The following is a 13715-nucleotide window of genomic DNA, read 5'->3' as shown; positions in this document are numbered from 1 at the left end:
AACGGTGATGCGTATTACGCAAAGCATGTTGGCGAATAATATGTTGAAACAAATCACCCGCAGCTACGAAAAGTTAGATCAATATCAAACCCAGCTTTCGACGGGGAAAAAAATCACCCGCCCGTCCGACGATCCTGTTGTGGCGATGAAAGGAATCGCCTACCGTTCGAATTTAGCCGAAGTCGAGCAGTTCAAACGCAATTTCTCGGAAGCGTACAACTGGGTCGAAAACTCTGATTCGGCGCTTGACAAGGCGACGCAGGCGCTGCAGCGCATCCGCGAGCTCGTCGTGCAGGCGAGCAACGACACATACGAAGAAACGCAGCGCCAGTCGATCGCCAAAGAAGTGCGCCAGCTCACCGAACATTTGGTCACGATCGCCAATACGAAAGTCGGCGACAAATACATCTTTAACGGCGCGAAAACGACGGAGCCACCTGTTACTGTGAACCCGGACGGCACGATTTCCGTGTCGACGAACAGCCAACAGCTGAACATTGAGCTCGCCAAAGGCATTTACATTCCGGTCAACATTCCGCCGAGCACAGCGTTCGGGGCGGGCAGCGGATTGTTTTCCGACTTGCAAAACTTGGCCGCTTCCCTCGAAAATCCGAGTACGACCGGTAATGATTTAACGGGCTATTTAGACAAACTCGACAGCCATTTGACAAATTTGCTCGGCGTCCGCGCCGAACTCGGCGCGCGCATGAACCGGATCGAGCTGATGGAAGACCGCATCGACAGCCAGCAGGTGATCGCGGAAAAAATGTTGTCGGACAACGAAGACGTTGATCTTGAAAAAGTCATCACCGACTTGAAAACGCAAGAAAGCGTCCACCGAGCCGCTTTGGCCGTCGGCGCGCGCGTCATTCAGCCGACGCTGGTTGACTTTTTGCGCTAAGCCAGCTTCCTGCTGGCTTTTTTCACCGAACAGTCCCGCGCTGTTTTGGTATCCATCCCAACCATTGAAAGGGGGAAGGGCATGCGCATTCCGCAGCTTAGGATGGAAGCGACGTACGCCAAGCTGGCGATCTCAAGCGAACCCGCGCGGCTCGAGATTGCCCAGCCCCATGCCGACATGGCGATCGAGCAGCCGTCCGCCGACATGCGCATCGCTTCCATCCCCGCCCGCCTGACGATCGACCAGACCGAGGCGTGGGCGGCGGTGAACAACAAGCACGTGTTTCGGCTCATTCGGGATGCGGCCGCTGACGGGCGGCAAGCGGTGCTCGATTTCATCGAGCGCGCTGCGGTCCAAGGCGATGAACTGATGCGCATCGAGGACGGCGGCAACCCGCTCGCCGACCAAGCCGTTGTAAACAGTGAAGACCCGCCGCTCGAGTTCAACATCGCCCTCGTCCCGCCGCCGTTTAGCGTCAAGGTCGACTATGAACCAGGACGGCTGGCGATCGACTGGAACACCCACGCGCCGCGCATTGATGTGAAGGCGCATGCGCCGATCATCCGCTACCAGCAAGGAACGGTCAAGATCGCCCTCGCCCAGCGCCCGTCGCTTCACATTGACGTCGTCATTTGAGAAAACAGGAGGAACGATTCATGAATATCGACACGAAATACCACGGAACCGTGGCGGTGAAGGAAGAAGACATTATCCATTTCCCACATGGCTTGCCCGGATTCGCCGACGAAAAGCGGTTCGTCCTTCTTCCGCTCGCCGACACGCCGTTTGTCATCTTGCAGTCGGTCGAGATCCCTGCGCTCGGGTTTGTGCTGATTGAGCCGTTTTCGTACTTTCCATCGTACGAATTTGAACTGGATGAAGCGACGGTCGAACAACTTAACATCGAAAGCGAACGCGACGTCGCCGTGTATGTCATCCTCACCGTCGCCGACCCGTTTCACGAGACGACGGCGAACTTGCAGGCGCCCGTGGTCATTAACGTCCATAAGCGCCTCGGCAAGCAAGTGATCTTAACGAACCCCCCGTACCAAACGAAACATCGCCTCTTCCCGGACAAAGTGGCGACATAAAGGGGGCGGCTTGATGCTTGTCCTAACGCGGAAAATCAAAGAAGCGATCCAAATCGGCGATGACATCGAAATCACCGTCCTCGCCATTCAAGGCGACCAAGTGAAACTCGGCATCAACGCGCCCAAACACGTCGACATTCATCGCAAAGAAGTGTACCTCGCCATCCAAGCGGAAAACAGCGCCGCCTCCGAAGCGTCCGAAGCCTCGCTCGCCGCACTGACCGCCAAGCTGAAACAATGGAACACCTCATAAACGAATCAGGCGCCCAAGCGGCGCTTTTTTGTCATCATCGACAAAAAATTTAACGTTCCCTATTAAACTTCCAAAAAATGCGCCGATATAAAAAGTGAGCGCGGCTTGCGGCGAAAGGCGGCCGACTTTCGCCCCGTGCCGATGACTTCCACAGGGACGTGGAAGAGAATATCCATTCAAGGAGGAAGAAACTATGCGAATCAACCACAACATCGCGGCGTTGAACACGTATCGGCAGTTGACGTTCAACAACACGCAGGCGTCTAAAAACATTGAAAAGCTGTCTTCCGGCCTTCGCATTAACCGCGCGGGTGACGATGCGGCGGGTCTTGCGATCTCTGAAAAAATGAGAGGGCAAATTCGTGGGTTGGAGATGGCTTCGAAAAACTCTCAAGATGCAATCAGCCTCATCCAAACAGCAGAAGGTGCTTTGAACGAGACTCACTCGATTTTGCAGCGGATGCGGGAGCTGGCGGTTCAAGCAGCGAACGATACGAATACTGCTACAGATCGCGTTGAACTTCAAAAAGAAGTTGATCAGCTTGCACAAGAATTATCAAGGATTTCGAGTACTACTGAGTTTAACACGCAAAAACTTCTTAACGGGACGTTTTCTGGCACTTTCCATATTGGTGCGAATGAATCACAAAACATTAAGTTGAATATCAGTGACATGAGTGCATTCGCATTAGGTGTAGCAGGAGATGTGACAACAGTAATTAGTGATGCTGATGGGGATGCTTCATTCACAAAAACCGGAACCCTCCAAGATATAGCTGACGGCACTTATCAGATTCAAACAACCAATACTGGCAGTTATAAAATGGTTGATTCCAATGGCAATACTGTAGCTACAAGCAACGATGGGAAATCATGGACTTCAGCTATTGGAGAGAAAGACGATACATTTACGTTTACTGCTGCTGTTAAGGCTGGGACAGTAACGTTAAGCGGGAATGGAACAAAGGTTTCTGCGACTGGTTCACTAACAAATAATGGTTTGCAAGCTGGGACATATACTTATGTAGCATCTGAAAATGCTCTTAAAGATAGCAATGGGAACGCTGTTGCTTGGACAACAGATAGTGGAGTTACATTTATTGATAAAAATGGGAAAGTTGTTCTAGATACAACGGGAGTAACTGTAGCCGACGGAGATTCATTTACTGTAGGAGGCGTAGATATTACAAGCCAAGCCACTGCGAATAAGGCAGTGACAACTATCAACAGAGCGATTGAAACAGTATCTGCAGAGCGTGCTAAACTTGGCGCTGTCCAAAACCGCCTCGAACACACGATCAACAACTTAGGCACATCGGCGGAAAACTTAACCGCTGCGGAATCCCGCATCCGTGACGTCGACATGGCCAAAGAAATGATGGAATTCACGAAAAACAACATCTTGGCGCAAGCAGCGCAAGCGATGTTGGCTCAATCAAACCAACTGCCGCAAGCGGTGTTGCAGCTGCTTCGGTAGGCTGGTTTGGCGGGCGTCTTAGCTGGAAACGGCTAAGAGGATGACTGGGTGAATTGCTGGGAAACCCTAAGAGCCTTTGGCGCCACAACGGAGCTGGAAACGGCAGACGTGACGGCGGAAAAAGCCAAAGGATTGGGCAATCAGCAGCCAAGCTCCTGTCCCGAAAGGGTGGAGAAGGTTCAACGACTAGGGCATACCACCTAAGGCGAGTGCTATGGTGATGAAGCCCGTAGGGGAGGCCGATGCCGAACCGAAGCGCCCAGCCCCTAACAGGTCAAGCTGAGGGTGAAGAGGTAGTCTGCACAACGGTCGAAAGACGTTGAGGCATGGCAAGCCAACCAACAACCGCAAGGGGTATTGCAATTGCTTCGTTAATCATAAGACAAGAGACCTTAGGGTGGCCTAGGGTCTCTTGTTTGTTGTCACTCTTTTTGTATTTCACGCCATTTATACACGATAGACCAATAACTTCGGTGCAAGGTATCAGCAATTTCTTGAATCGTCGCGCCTTTTTGCTTCATGTCCTTTAGTTGTTGAATCTCCTTCTTAGAGTATCGCTTTGAACGTTCGTGGCTGCTCGTCCGCAATTCGAAATCTGGGAATATCTTTTGCCATTTTTCCTTTTCTATTTTGAGTCGCTCGTTCCAGTTGGTTTTGTAATACATAGACGGGCAAGTTGAGATTGCTGAGGAGATTATATTAAGAAAATGAAACGTATCCCTCACAGAGGTTGTTCGTAAAATGCAGCCTTGTCCATTTGGATGTTTACTTAAACGGAAGGTGACACCGAAATGAGAAAGAATGTGTTGTTGCAACTTTTTTAATTCTTCGCGAGGATAATTCTGTAGATAAAGGTAAATATGAGGTGTCAGGTAAATTACTTTTTTGCGTTTATTGATATTAGGAGAAATACAGAGCGAGCCATCATCCATATATAAAACAGCAAGGAAATGAGGCAACGTGCAATACGTCAATAAAGGAATCGGGATATGTTTAGAACCATCATCATGGTAAAAGTATGGATATAGCCTTGTAAATAGCGGAAGAGACGATGATCGAACACATTGACTTCGGGGAGTGATGTACAAAAGATTGTCGAAAAATGAAATCTTCCATTTTCGATACTCAGCCTGTTCCATGCCGAAATGTTCCCGGTAACTATGGTTTTTCCGTCGGCTCTTTTTATAAAGCTTTGTAATTTCTCCGTCTCCGATAATGCTAGCAATTAGAACGTTTTGTTGTACAGGGGTTAATTTGGATAAGTCGTCCATGACCGTTTCTCCTTTCTTTTGGGAACGTTTGTTCTGGTTTTATTATAATATATTCTTATATGTTTAGGGAACCTTTCTATATAGACTCCCATGACAAAAAATTTTGTCACCATCAGAAGGATGAAAATGCCTCTATGTTGAATTCTACAACCTTGCACATTTTGGCGTTCGGGTATTTTCAGAATAGCGATTTTAGTTGCTTCGAGATTATACACCACTCCCTAGTCACCTTTCGCCTAAATGAAATTCCCCTTTCCCCCTTCACACTCCCTACGTTTCATCCGATATAAACCATAGAAAGCGTCCAAACCAAAGGAGCGGGATCGTATGACGATTGAACGGGTGTCTTCTTCTTTTCCTTCCTATGAACCGACGCGAAGCGAGCAGGTGCATGCAACCGTCGAACGCGCGGCAGTGCAGCCTCAAGAGGTGGGGGGTTCTGCTTCTTCCCTTTTTCAACCGCTTTCGGAAGAAGCTGTGGAGAAAGTGGTCAACGGCTTGAATGAGCTCGTGCAGCCGAGCCATACATCAATCCGGTTTGAGCTGCATAAAGAGCTGCATGAATATTACGTGCAAGTGGTGGATGAAAAAACGCAGGAAGTGATCCGCGAAATCCCGCCGAAAAAGCTGCTTGATATGTACGCGGCGATGATGGAGTTTGTCGGGCTTTTAGTGGATAAAAAAATTTAACGGTGGTGAGTCGACATGGCGAATACGATGCGCATCAGCGGCCTCGCGAGTGGAATGGACATTGACAAAATCGTGAGCGATTTGATGAAAGCAGAGCGGGCGCCGCTGGATAAATTGAAGCAGAAAAAGCAGCTGCTCGAGTGGCAGCGTGATGATTACCGAGCGATGAACACGTTGCTTCAGGGGCTTGACGACTACTTGTTTTCCAACATCACGCTCCAAAGCAGCATGCTCAAAAAAACTGTCTCGAGTTCGAACGAATCGGTCGTCACAGCGACGGCGGGATCGAGTGCGGCGAACGTGGCGACGACGATGCAAGTAAACCAAGTGGCCACATCGGCCGTCTGGCTGTCGGATGCCGCCGTGAGAGTGGACAAGGCGAGTTTTTCCGTTGCCGCTGATGTGACGCTGACGATCAACGTGACAAACGGGGATGGGACGACGAAGCAGGCGTCGATCATGGTGAAACAAGGAACGACGTTAGACGGATTGATCGCCCAACTCAACAGCAACCTAGATCTTGGCGTCAGCGCGTTTTACGACGAGCAGACCGGGCGGGTTTCGATCATGAAAAAAGACACGGGAGCGCAAGCGAGTCTGGTGCTCGCCGATCAGGCGACGGCTGACTTTTTTGCGCAAAAGCTTGGGTTTACGAATACCGTAGCGGGGCAAGAGCTCACGGGGAAAACGGCAGGGAAAGACGCCGACATCACCATCAACGGCTTGCGAACGACCCGCTCGTCGAATACATTTACGATCAACGGTGTGACGTATACGGTGAAAGGGACGGGCACGGCGACAGTGTCGGTGGCGACGGATGCGGACGCGATGTTTAACGCCATTAAAGGGTTTGTCGACAAATACAACGAAACGATCGCCAAAATCAACGCCGAGCTGAAAGAAGAGCGCTACCGCGACTATCCGCCGCTTACCGACGAGCAAAAGGAAGCGATGACGGAAAAGCAAATTGAGCTGTGGGAAGAAAAGGCGCGGAGCGGGATGCTTCGCGGTGATTCGATTTTGTCCAGCGCCCTAAGCAAAATGCGGATGAATGTGTACACGAAAGTCGAAGGGGCGAACATCCCAAGCGGGTTCTCGCAGCTCGCGCAAATCGGGATTACGACGTCGTCAAATTATCTAGACGGCGGGAAGTTGATCATTGACGAAACGAAGCTGCGGGAGAAAATCAAGGAAAATCCGGATGCCGTCTATCAGTTGTTTAACCAAGACGGTGCGACCGATGCGGAGAAAGGCATCGCCCGCCGCCTGCGCGATACGATCAAGGAAACGATCGGGAAAATCGAGCAAAAGGCGGGGAAAACCGTTTGGACAAACCAACAGTTTGCGATCGGGCGCGATTTAATCCAGATCAATGACCAAATTGACCGGTTTCAAGATCGGCTGAAACAGATTGAAGACCGCTACTACCGCCAATTCACAGCGATGGAAGAGGCGATTCAGCGCGCCAACCAACAAAGCATGTATTTGATGAATGCCTTTGGCGGCATGCAAAGATAACGATCAGCGGCTGTGGCATGCAGGCGTCCGTAGGCGCTTGGCCATCATCGGAAAGCGATCCGCTTCCTGATGATGGAGGTTTTAGGCTGAGACAACTGAAAAGGCGCGACGCCTCTTGAAAGGGGCGGTTTGGCTGAAAAAAACGTTCTTGCTTCAGTCTTGAAACGTGTGCAGCACTTGACGTGGAAGAGGAGTGATCGGGATGGCAACGAACAATCCGTATCAACACTACCAAGCGAACGCTGTGCAGACGGCGTCGCCTGGGGAGTTGACATTGATGCTGTATAACGGCTGCTTGAAGTTTATCAAGCTCGCGCGCCAGGCGATGGAGACGGGCGATATCGCGGCGCGTAATGAAAACTTGTTGAAGGCGCAAAAGATCATTTTGGAATTGATGGCGACGCTGAAAATGGAATATGACGTCGCGAAATCGATGATGACCATGTATGACTACATCTACCGCCGCCTAGTCGAGGCGAATGTGAAAAACGATGCGGCGATTTTGGATGAGGTGGAAGGGTATGTCGTCGAGTTTCGCGATACGTGGAAGCAGGTGATTCAGCTCAATCGGCAGCGCCAATACGCGGAAGGCGGGCAGGCGTAATGGGCGTTGTGCACGATGTTTGGTTGGTGACGAAGGAGTTGCTTGAGGCGACGGCGCTGCCGTGGCCGTCCGAGGAGCGCGAAGAGCGGCTTGCGGCGGTCGATCGGCTGCTTCGGGAGCGTGAGGAGCTGCTTCGGAAGCTGCGGCCGCCATACAGCGAGGAAGAACAAGAGCTTGGCCGTGAGATTATCGTTTGGAATCAAGAGATTGAGGCACGGCTGCTTCGGGTGTGCGAAGAAATTCGCCGCGACTTGCGGATGACAGGGGCGAAGCGGCAGGCGAACGCCCGCTATGTTCACCCGTACGAGCAGCCGCTTTCGTTTGACGGGATGTTTTACGACAAACGGCGATAGGTGGGATTCAGGATGGCGGAATTGACAAGCGAGGCGCTGAATATCATCCGCCAATACGCGGCGCTGCTTGAGACGGTCGAAGAAGGGCTCGATTATGTGGAGGCGAGTTTTTCTGACCCGCGGCGGATGCATGCGGATGTGTTGCTGGCGGATCTTTTATTGGCGCTTGGGAAAATCGGTGAGACGAACGTTTATTTATGCCAGCTGTTCGCTGACGAGAGCGATTTGGTCGGCCATATCGAACGGTTTGCGGATGTGCTGGAAGCGGCAGCGGCGCTTGACGGGCAATTTTCCGATGCGGCGGCGAAAGAGCGTATTGTCTGTGGACGGTTGTCGCCGGCGTTTCAGGCGTGGAAGAGTGCGATGGAGAGCGGTCTGCGGCGGTATGTTGTGCAGTGAAGAACGAACGGCGGTGCTTTGCCAGCCGTGCAAGCGAAAGCGGGTGTCCTCTTGCTGGAATCGAGGGCACCCGCTTTTGTGCGGCAGGGCGAATGAAACCGGCATTCGTTCGCCTGTTTTTGCCGTGAGCGGCAAAAGAGTCAAACGGCCTTGACAATGGTGATGTTCATCTCTTTCCGCAAGTCGATCTCATATGGGCTTTTCAGCTCCTCGCCCGCCGGATTTTTAACAATCCGAACGACGGGGCGGAGCGGGAAACCCGGGAACACTTGCGAGACGACGCCGATATGCCCGGTGTTGAGCAAGACGGTCGCGGCGACCGGATAGATGGCGATGTAGGAGAGAAACAGCTTGATCAGTTCATAGTCCAAAAGGCCGCCGGCGGCGGATAAGTATTCGGCCGCTTCGTGTGGCGAATATTGCTTTCGGTGGTAGCGGGCCGATGTCAAGGCGTCAAAGACGTCGGCGATGGCGACGATGCGGGCATATTCGTGAATCTCGTTTCCGGATAAGGCGCGCGGGTAGCCGCTGCCGTCGCAACGCTCGTGGTGCTGCAAGGCGCAATGGGCGGAAAAGAGCGAAATGTTGCGCTGGCGCCGAAGCAGCTCAAAGCCGAGATAGGTGTGGCGGCGGACGATTTCCTTTTCTTCTTCGGTCAGTTCCCCTTTTTTCCGCCAAAGGCCATCGGGCAGTTGGGTCATGCCGATGTCAAACAGAAGCGCCCCGACGCCGAGGTCAAGCAGCTGTTGGGGGCGGTAGCCTTTGGCGATGCCGATGACGCCGGCGATGGTGGCGACGTTGACCGAATGATGGAAAAAGTAGCCGTTTGAGATGACCAAATCCGACAAATTGATGAGCAAGTTCTCCTGCTTCAGCAAGTAATCCAAAATGTCTTTGAACACCTTCTCGTACTCTTTTCCTAAATCGAGCGAGGAGGCGCGGCGGAGCAGCTTTTTTTGCTCGATCAAAGCGGTCATCGTCTCGTACACTTTCTTGACCGCCTGCTGGCGCACGGTCGGGCTGATGAGCGGGCGCGGGCGGATGTCATATGTTTGTTTGTCGTCAATATAAATGTATTGAACCCCTTTTTGTGCTAAAGAACGGATGTAGCCGCTTGTCAGCCGCACACCGCGCGACAAAAGGACGCTGCCGTTGGCGGCAAACAAGTCGACAGCGAGCACGTCACCGCTTTTCGCATGGGAAATATGGACCTTTCGCATCGTTCACACACTCCGTACCTTCCACATCATAAGAAAAAACACCTATGCCTATCTTACCATATTTTCCTATGTTTTTCACAAAATCTTCAAAAATATTTTTGATTGAAACATGGATTGGATGGGTAATAAAAAGTGTAGGGATTTACAGTTTTATAAGATAAGGAGTGGTCAGCGATGATGTATAACGTTCGCGGGGAAAACCTCGAAGTAACTCCAGCGTTGCGCGAGTACGTGGAGAAAAAAATCGGGAAACTGGAACGCTACTTTGATGGCACCGAAGACGTGCATGTGCACGTCAATTTAAAAGTATACAACGATGGACAAGGGAAAATCGAAGTGACCATTCCGATGCCGCATTTGTTGCTGCGCGCTGAAGAGCGCCATGAAGATATGTATGCGGCGATCGATTTAGTGACGGATAAACTGGAGCGGCAAATCCGCAAACATAAAACGAAAGTCAATCGGAAGCTGCGCGACCGCGAGAAAGAAGCGAAGCTGGCTGCCCCTGTCTCGATCGGCGCTTCCGCGGCGGAGAATGAAGAGGAGTTTGAAATCGTGCGAACGAAACATTTCAGCTTGAAGCCGATGGACAGCGAAGAAGCGATTTTGCAAATGAATTTGTTGGGGCACAACTTCTTCATTTTCACCAACGCGGAAACAAACCGGACGAACATCGTCTACCGCCGCAAAGACGGAAAATACGGATTGATCGAGGCAAATTGAACAGCCTCCCTATGCGCATCCCCTGCTTTTTTTGGCAGGGGATGTTATAATATGCATGAGAAAAATCAAAATGGGGGAGAGCGATGGAGGAACTGTTGCGTCAAATCTTGTCCAAGTTGGACAACATGGAAAAAGGATTTTTGGTGTTCCAAGAAGAAACTCGCCAACGGTTTGAGCAGATGGATGGCCGTTTGACGGAGATGAACGGACGCCTCGTCGGCCTCGAACAGGAAATGGGCGCGGTGAAAGAGCGGTTAGACCGTGTGGAAACGCGGTTGAATGGTGTAGAGACCCGGTTGGACGGCGTGGAAACGCGGTTAGATGGCGTGGAGACCCGGTTGGATGGTGTGGAAACTGAATTGACGGAAGTGAAAGAGACGCTTCATCGGGTCGAAACGCCGCTTGTGGATGATGTGCAAATATTGCTTCGCAAAATTCATGAAAAAGTTGAGGAGAAAAGTTTTGAAATTTATGCGCTGAACCGGCGGCTTCACCATGCGGAAGCGGCGATTGAGCAGCTTCAGTCCAAGGCGTGATTCCCTCTTTTGGACATGCCCCTCTCTAAGCCTGTGCAACAGTTGTCACCTATCCCTGTAAATGATATGATGAATAAGTGAGTCCATGAAAAATAAGGAGCGTTTCCTATGCTTGGAGTCTTAAAAAAAGTATTTGACCCGAACAAGCGTCAGTTGGCAAGGCTCGAGAAAATTGCGGATCAAGTGGATGCGCTCGGTCCGGAGATGGCCCGACTGTCCGATGAACAGCTGCGGCAAAAAACCGAGGAATTCAAAGCCCGCTACCAACAAGGCGAATCGCTCGATGATTTGCTTGTTGAGGCGTTTGCCGTTGTGCGCGAAGGGGCGAAGCGCGTCCTTGGCTTGTACCCATATAAAGTGCAAATTATGGGCGGCGTCGTCTTGCATGAGGGCGACATCGCCGAGATGAAAACCGGGGAAGGGAAAACGTTGACGGCGACGATGCCCGTCTATTTGAACGCCTTGACGGGGCGCGGCGTGCATGTCGTGACGGTCAACGAATACTTGGCGACGCGCGATGCGACGGAAATGGGCAAACTGTATGAGTTTTTAGGCATGACCGTCGGCTTGAACTTAAGCGGCATGTCGCGCGAGGAGAAGCAGGCGGCGTACAACGCCGACATTACGTACGGGACGAACAACGAGTTTGGCTTTGACTATTTGCGCGACAACATGGTGCTCTATAAAGAGCACATTGTGCAGCGGCCGCTCTATTATGCGATCATCGACGAGGTCGACTCGATTTTGATCGATGAAGCGCGGACGCCGCTCATCATTTCCGGCACGGCGCAGAAGTCGACTAAGCTGTATGTGCAGGCGAATGCGTTTGTCCGCACGTTGCGCAAAGATGTCGATTACACATACGATGAAAAAACGAAAAGCGTCCAGCTGACGGAAGAAGGAATCAACAAAGCGGAGCGCGCGTTTGGCATCGACAACTTGTTCGATTTGAAACACGTCACGCTCAACCACCATATTCAGCTGGCGCTAAGGGCGCACGTGACGATGCAGCGCGATGTCGACTATGTCGTGCAAGACGGAAAAGTGATCATCGTCGACCCGTTCACCGGGCGCTTGATGCACGGCCGCCGCTACAGCGATGGGCTTCATCAAGCCATTGAGGCGAAAGAGGGGCTCGAGATTCAAAACGAGTCGATGACCTTAGCCACGATCACGTTCCAAAACTATTTCCGCATGTACGAAAAATTGGCGGGGATGACGGGGACGGCGAAGACGGAAGAGGAAGAGTTCCGCAACATTTACAACATGCGCGTCGTCGTCATTCCGACGAACCGCCCGGTCATCCGCGAAGACCGTCCGGATTTGATTTATCGGACGATGGAAGGGAAGTTCCGCGCCGTGGTTGAGGACATCGCCGCCCGCCATGCGAAAGGGCAGCCCGTGCTTGTCGGCACGGTGGCGATCGAAACGTCCGAGATGTTGTCGGAGATGCTGAAAAAACGCGGCATCCCGCACAACGTCTTAAACGCGAAAAACCATGCGAAAGAGGCGGAAATCATCGCCCAAGCCGGGCAAAAAGGTGCGGTGACGATTGCGACGAACATGGCCGGGCGCGGGACGGACATTAAGCTTGGCGAAGGGGTAAAGGAGCTTGGCGGGCTTGCGGTCATCGGCACGGAGCGTCACGAAAGCCGGCGGATCGACAACCAGCTGCGCGGCCGTTCCGGGCGTCAAGGCGATCCTGGGGTGTCGCAGTTTTACTTGTCGCTTGAAGACGAATTGATGCGCCGTTTCGGCTCGGAAAGCTTAATGGCGATGATGGACCGCCTTGGAATGGACGACTCGCAGCCGATCCAAAGCAAAATGGTGACGAGAGCGGTCGAGTCGGCGCAAAAGCGGGTCGAAGGCAACAACTTCGACGCCCGCAAACAGCTGCTTCAATATGACGATGTCCTGCGCGAGCAGCGGGAAATCATTTACCGCCAGCGCTATGAAGTGCTCGATTCCGACAACCTGCGCGGCATTATCGAAAAGATGATCCAATCGGTGATCGAGCGCGTCGTCAACGCTCATACGCCGAAAGAAGAGGTTCCGGAAGAGTGGAATTTGAAAGGGCTCGTTGAGTATCTCAACGCCCATCTGCTTCCGGAAGGGGATGTAACGGAAGCTGACTTGCGCGGCAAAGAGCCCGAAGAGATGATCGAGCTCATTTGGGCGAAAGTGAAGGCGCGCTATGATGAGAAAGAAGCGCAAATCCCGCCTGAACAAATGCGCGAGTTTGAACGCGTCGTCGTCTTGCGCGCTGTCGATATGAAATGGATGAACCATATCGACGCGATGGAGCAGCTTCGCCAAGGCATCCATTTGCGCGCCTACGGGCAAGTCGACCCGCTGCGCGAATATCAGATGGAAGGCTACGCCATGTTTGAGGAGATGATTGCGGCGATTGAAGAGGAAGTCGCCACCTATATTATGAAGGCGGAAATTCACCATAACCTTGAGCGCCAAGAGGTGGCCAAAGGCGAAGCGGTTCACCCGAAAGAAGACGGCGAAGAACCGAAGAGAAAACCGGTCCGCAAGGCGGTGCGCGTCGGCCGCAACGACCCGTGCCCGTGCGGGAGCGGGAAAAAATATAAACATTGTTGCGGAAGAACGGTGTGACCGTTTATAAATATAAAAGGAAGGCTCTGCCTCCCTTTTGAATGGCAGACATTCATC

The 13715-nt window shown here is 52.1% G+C and carries 15 protein-coding genes; 13 read left to right on the top strand and 2 right to left on the bottom strand.

What is annotated here, in order from left to right; all coding sequences use genetic code 11:
* Positions 1-7 precede the first annotated feature (7 nt).
* The 5 genes from flgL (at position 8) to ABS784_RS08495 (ending at position 3722) form a co-directional block, all read left to right on the top strand.
* Positions 8-901 (top strand): flagellar hook-associated protein FlgL, encoded by an 894-nt coding sequence (flgL, locus tag ABS784_RS08515; RefSeq protein ID WP_011232606.1) that lies wholly within the window; start codon positions 8-10, stop codon positions 899-901.
* Between the two features lie 81 nt (positions 902-982).
* Positions 983-1537, top strand: coding sequence for a DUF6470 family protein (locus ABS784_RS08510; protein WP_014196771.1), 555 nt, complete (start codon positions 983-985; stop codon positions 1535-1537).
* A 20-nt stretch (positions 1538-1557) separates the two neighbouring features.
* On the top strand, positions 1558-1992 hold the full coding sequence (gene fliW / locus ABS784_RS08505; protein WP_047819029.1) for a flagellar assembly protein FliW: 435 nt from the start codon (positions 1558-1560) through the stop codon (positions 1990-1992).
* 13 nt (positions 1993-2005) lie between these two features.
* Positions 2006-2245 (top strand): carbon storage regulator CsrA, encoded by a 240-nt coding sequence (gene csrA, locus ABS784_RS08500; RefSeq protein WP_352512134.1) that lies wholly within the window; start codon positions 2006-2008, stop codon positions 2243-2245.
* Between the two features lie 193 nt (positions 2246-2438).
* Positions 2439-3722: a flagellin N-terminal helical domain-containing protein gene (locus ABS784_RS08495; protein WP_352512132.1), complete on the top strand. Its 1284-nt coding sequence runs from the start codon at positions 2439-2441 to the stop codon at positions 3720-3722.
* A gap of 422 nt (positions 3723-4144) precedes the next feature.
* Here ABS784_RS08495 and ABS784_RS08490 read toward each other — a convergent pair whose 3' ends face one another.
* Positions 4145-4993: a DNA endonuclease gene (locus ABS784_RS08490; RefSeq protein WP_013146425.1), complete on the bottom strand. Its 849-nt coding sequence runs from the start codon at positions 4991-4993 to the stop codon at positions 4145-4147.
* A 327-nt stretch (positions 4994-5320) separates the two neighbouring features.
* Between ABS784_RS08490 and flaG the strand changes: the two genes are divergently transcribed.
* From flaG to ABS784_RS08465, 5 genes are all read left to right on the top strand, one after another.
* A complete protein-coding gene (gene flaG / locus ABS784_RS08485) occupies positions 5321-5683 on the top strand; it encodes a flagellar protein FlaG (RefSeq protein ID WP_013146424.1) in 363 nt (120 codons plus the stop codon).
* Positions 5684-5698: 15 nt separating this feature from the next.
* Positions 5699-7201, top strand: a complete 1503-nt coding sequence (locus ABS784_RS08480) for a flagellar hook-associated protein 2 (RefSeq protein WP_352512129.1) — start codon at positions 5699-5701, stop codon at positions 7199-7201.
* A gap of 202 nt (positions 7202-7403) precedes the next feature.
* Positions 7404-7805 carry a flagellar export chaperone FliS gene (gene fliS, locus ABS784_RS08475; protein ID WP_042382728.1) on the top strand — a complete coding sequence of 134 codons (402 nt, stop codon included), beginning with the start codon at positions 7404-7406 and terminating at the stop codon, positions 7803-7805.
* A complete protein-coding gene (gene fliT / locus ABS784_RS08470) occupies positions 7805-8158 on the top strand; it encodes a flagellar protein FliT (RefSeq protein WP_042382731.1) in 354 nt (117 codons plus the stop codon). The genes fliS and fliT overlap by 1 nt, the downstream gene beginning before the upstream one ends.
* A 12-nt stretch (positions 8159-8170) precedes the next feature.
* Positions 8171-8557, top strand: coding sequence for a DUF8042 domain-containing protein (locus ABS784_RS08465; RefSeq protein ID WP_042382733.1), 387 nt, complete (start codon positions 8171-8173; stop codon positions 8555-8557).
* Between the two features lie 140 nt (positions 8558-8697).
* Here ABS784_RS08465 and ABS784_RS08460 read toward each other — a convergent pair whose 3' ends face one another.
* Positions 8698-9777 carry an HD-GYP domain-containing protein gene (locus tag ABS784_RS08460; RefSeq protein ID WP_352512127.1) on the bottom strand — a complete coding sequence of 360 codons (1080 nt, stop codon included), beginning with the start codon at positions 9775-9777 and terminating at the stop codon, positions 8698-8700.
* A 174-nt stretch (positions 9778-9951) separates the two neighbouring features.
* Between ABS784_RS08460 and hpf the strand changes: the two genes are divergently transcribed.
* The 3 genes from hpf (at position 9952) to secA (ending at position 13658) form a co-directional block, all read left to right on the top strand.
* Positions 9952-10500 (top strand): ribosome hibernation-promoting factor, HPF/YfiA family, encoded by a 549-nt coding sequence (gene hpf / locus ABS784_RS08455; RefSeq protein WP_014196756.1) that lies wholly within the window; start codon positions 9952-9954, stop codon positions 10498-10500.
* An 83-nt stretch (positions 10501-10583) separates the two neighbouring features.
* Positions 10584-11036, top strand: coding sequence for a hypothetical protein (locus ABS784_RS08450; RefSeq protein ID WP_352512125.1), 453 nt, complete (start codon positions 10584-10586; stop codon positions 11034-11036).
* Positions 11037-11144: 108 nt separating this feature from the next.
* On the top strand, positions 11145-13658 hold the full coding sequence (secA, locus tag ABS784_RS08445; RefSeq protein WP_020278901.1) for a preprotein translocase subunit SecA: 2514 nt from the start codon (positions 11145-11147) through the stop codon (positions 13656-13658).
* Positions 13659-13715 lie beyond the last annotated feature (57 nt).

The sequence above is a fragment of the Geobacillus sp. G4 genome (genome assembly GCF_040327975.1).
GTDB classification, from domain to species: domain Bacteria; phylum Bacillota; class Bacilli; order Bacillales; family Anoxybacillaceae; genus Geobacillus; species Geobacillus thermoleovorans.
Note: the sequence above shows the minus strand (reverse complement) of the source record. Positions and strands in the feature narration are given on the sequence as shown.

What these genes read in the sequence shown, in the direction of transcription:
- fliT (WP_042382731.1), top strand. Translation starts at nt 7,805, where the DNA reads ATGGGCGTTGTGCACGATGTTTGGTTGGTGACGAAGGAGTTGCTTGAG.
- ABS784_RS08465 (WP_042382733.1), top strand. Translation starts at nt 8,171, where the DNA reads ATGGCGGAATTGACAAGCGAGGCGCTGAATATCATCCGCCAATACGCG.
- secA (WP_020278901.1), top strand. Translation starts at nt 11,145, where the DNA reads ATGCTTGGAGTCTTAAAAAAAGTATTTGACCCGAACAAGCGTCAGTTG.
- fliW (WP_047819029.1), top strand. Translation starts at nt 1,558, where the DNA reads ATGAATATCGACACGAAATACCACGGAACCGTGGCGGTGAAGGAAGAA.
- fliS (WP_042382728.1), top strand. Translation starts at nt 7,404, where the DNA reads ATGGCAACGAACAATCCGTATCAACACTACCAAGCGAACGCTGTGCAG.
- hpf (WP_014196756.1), top strand. Translation starts at nt 9,952, where the DNA reads ATGATGTATAACGTTCGCGGGGAAAACCTCGAAGTAACTCCAGCGTTG.
- ABS784_RS08490 (WP_013146425.1), bottom strand. Translation starts at nt 4,993, where the DNA reads ATGGACGACTTATCCAAATTAACCCCTGTACAACAAAACGTTCTAATT.
- ABS784_RS08480 (WP_352512129.1), top strand. Translation starts at nt 5,699, where the DNA reads ATGGCGAATACGATGCGCATCAGCGGCCTCGCGAGTGGAATGGACATT.
- ABS784_RS08460 (WP_352512127.1), bottom strand. Translation starts at nt 9,777, where the DNA reads ATGCGAAAGGTCCATATTTCCCATGCGAAAAGCGGTGACGTGCTCGCT.
- csrA (WP_352512134.1), top strand. Translation starts at nt 2,006, where the DNA reads ATGCTTGTCCTAACGCGGAAAATCAAAGAAGCGATCCAAATCGGCGAT.
- ABS784_RS08495 (WP_352512132.1), top strand. Translation starts at nt 2,439, where the DNA reads ATGCGAATCAACCACAACATCGCGGCGTTGAACACGTATCGGCAGTTG.
- flgL (WP_011232606.1), top strand. Translation starts at nt 8, where the DNA reads ATGCGTATTACGCAAAGCATGTTGGCGAATAATATGTTGAAACAAATC.
- ABS784_RS08450 (WP_352512125.1), top strand. Translation starts at nt 10,584, where the DNA reads ATGGAGGAACTGTTGCGTCAAATCTTGTCCAAGTTGGACAACATGGAA.
- flaG (WP_013146424.1), top strand. Translation starts at nt 5,321, where the DNA reads ATGACGATTGAACGGGTGTCTTCTTCTTTTCCTTCCTATGAACCGACG.
- ABS784_RS08510 (WP_014196771.1), top strand. Translation starts at nt 983, where the DNA reads ATGCGCATTCCGCAGCTTAGGATGGAAGCGACGTACGCCAAGCTGGCG.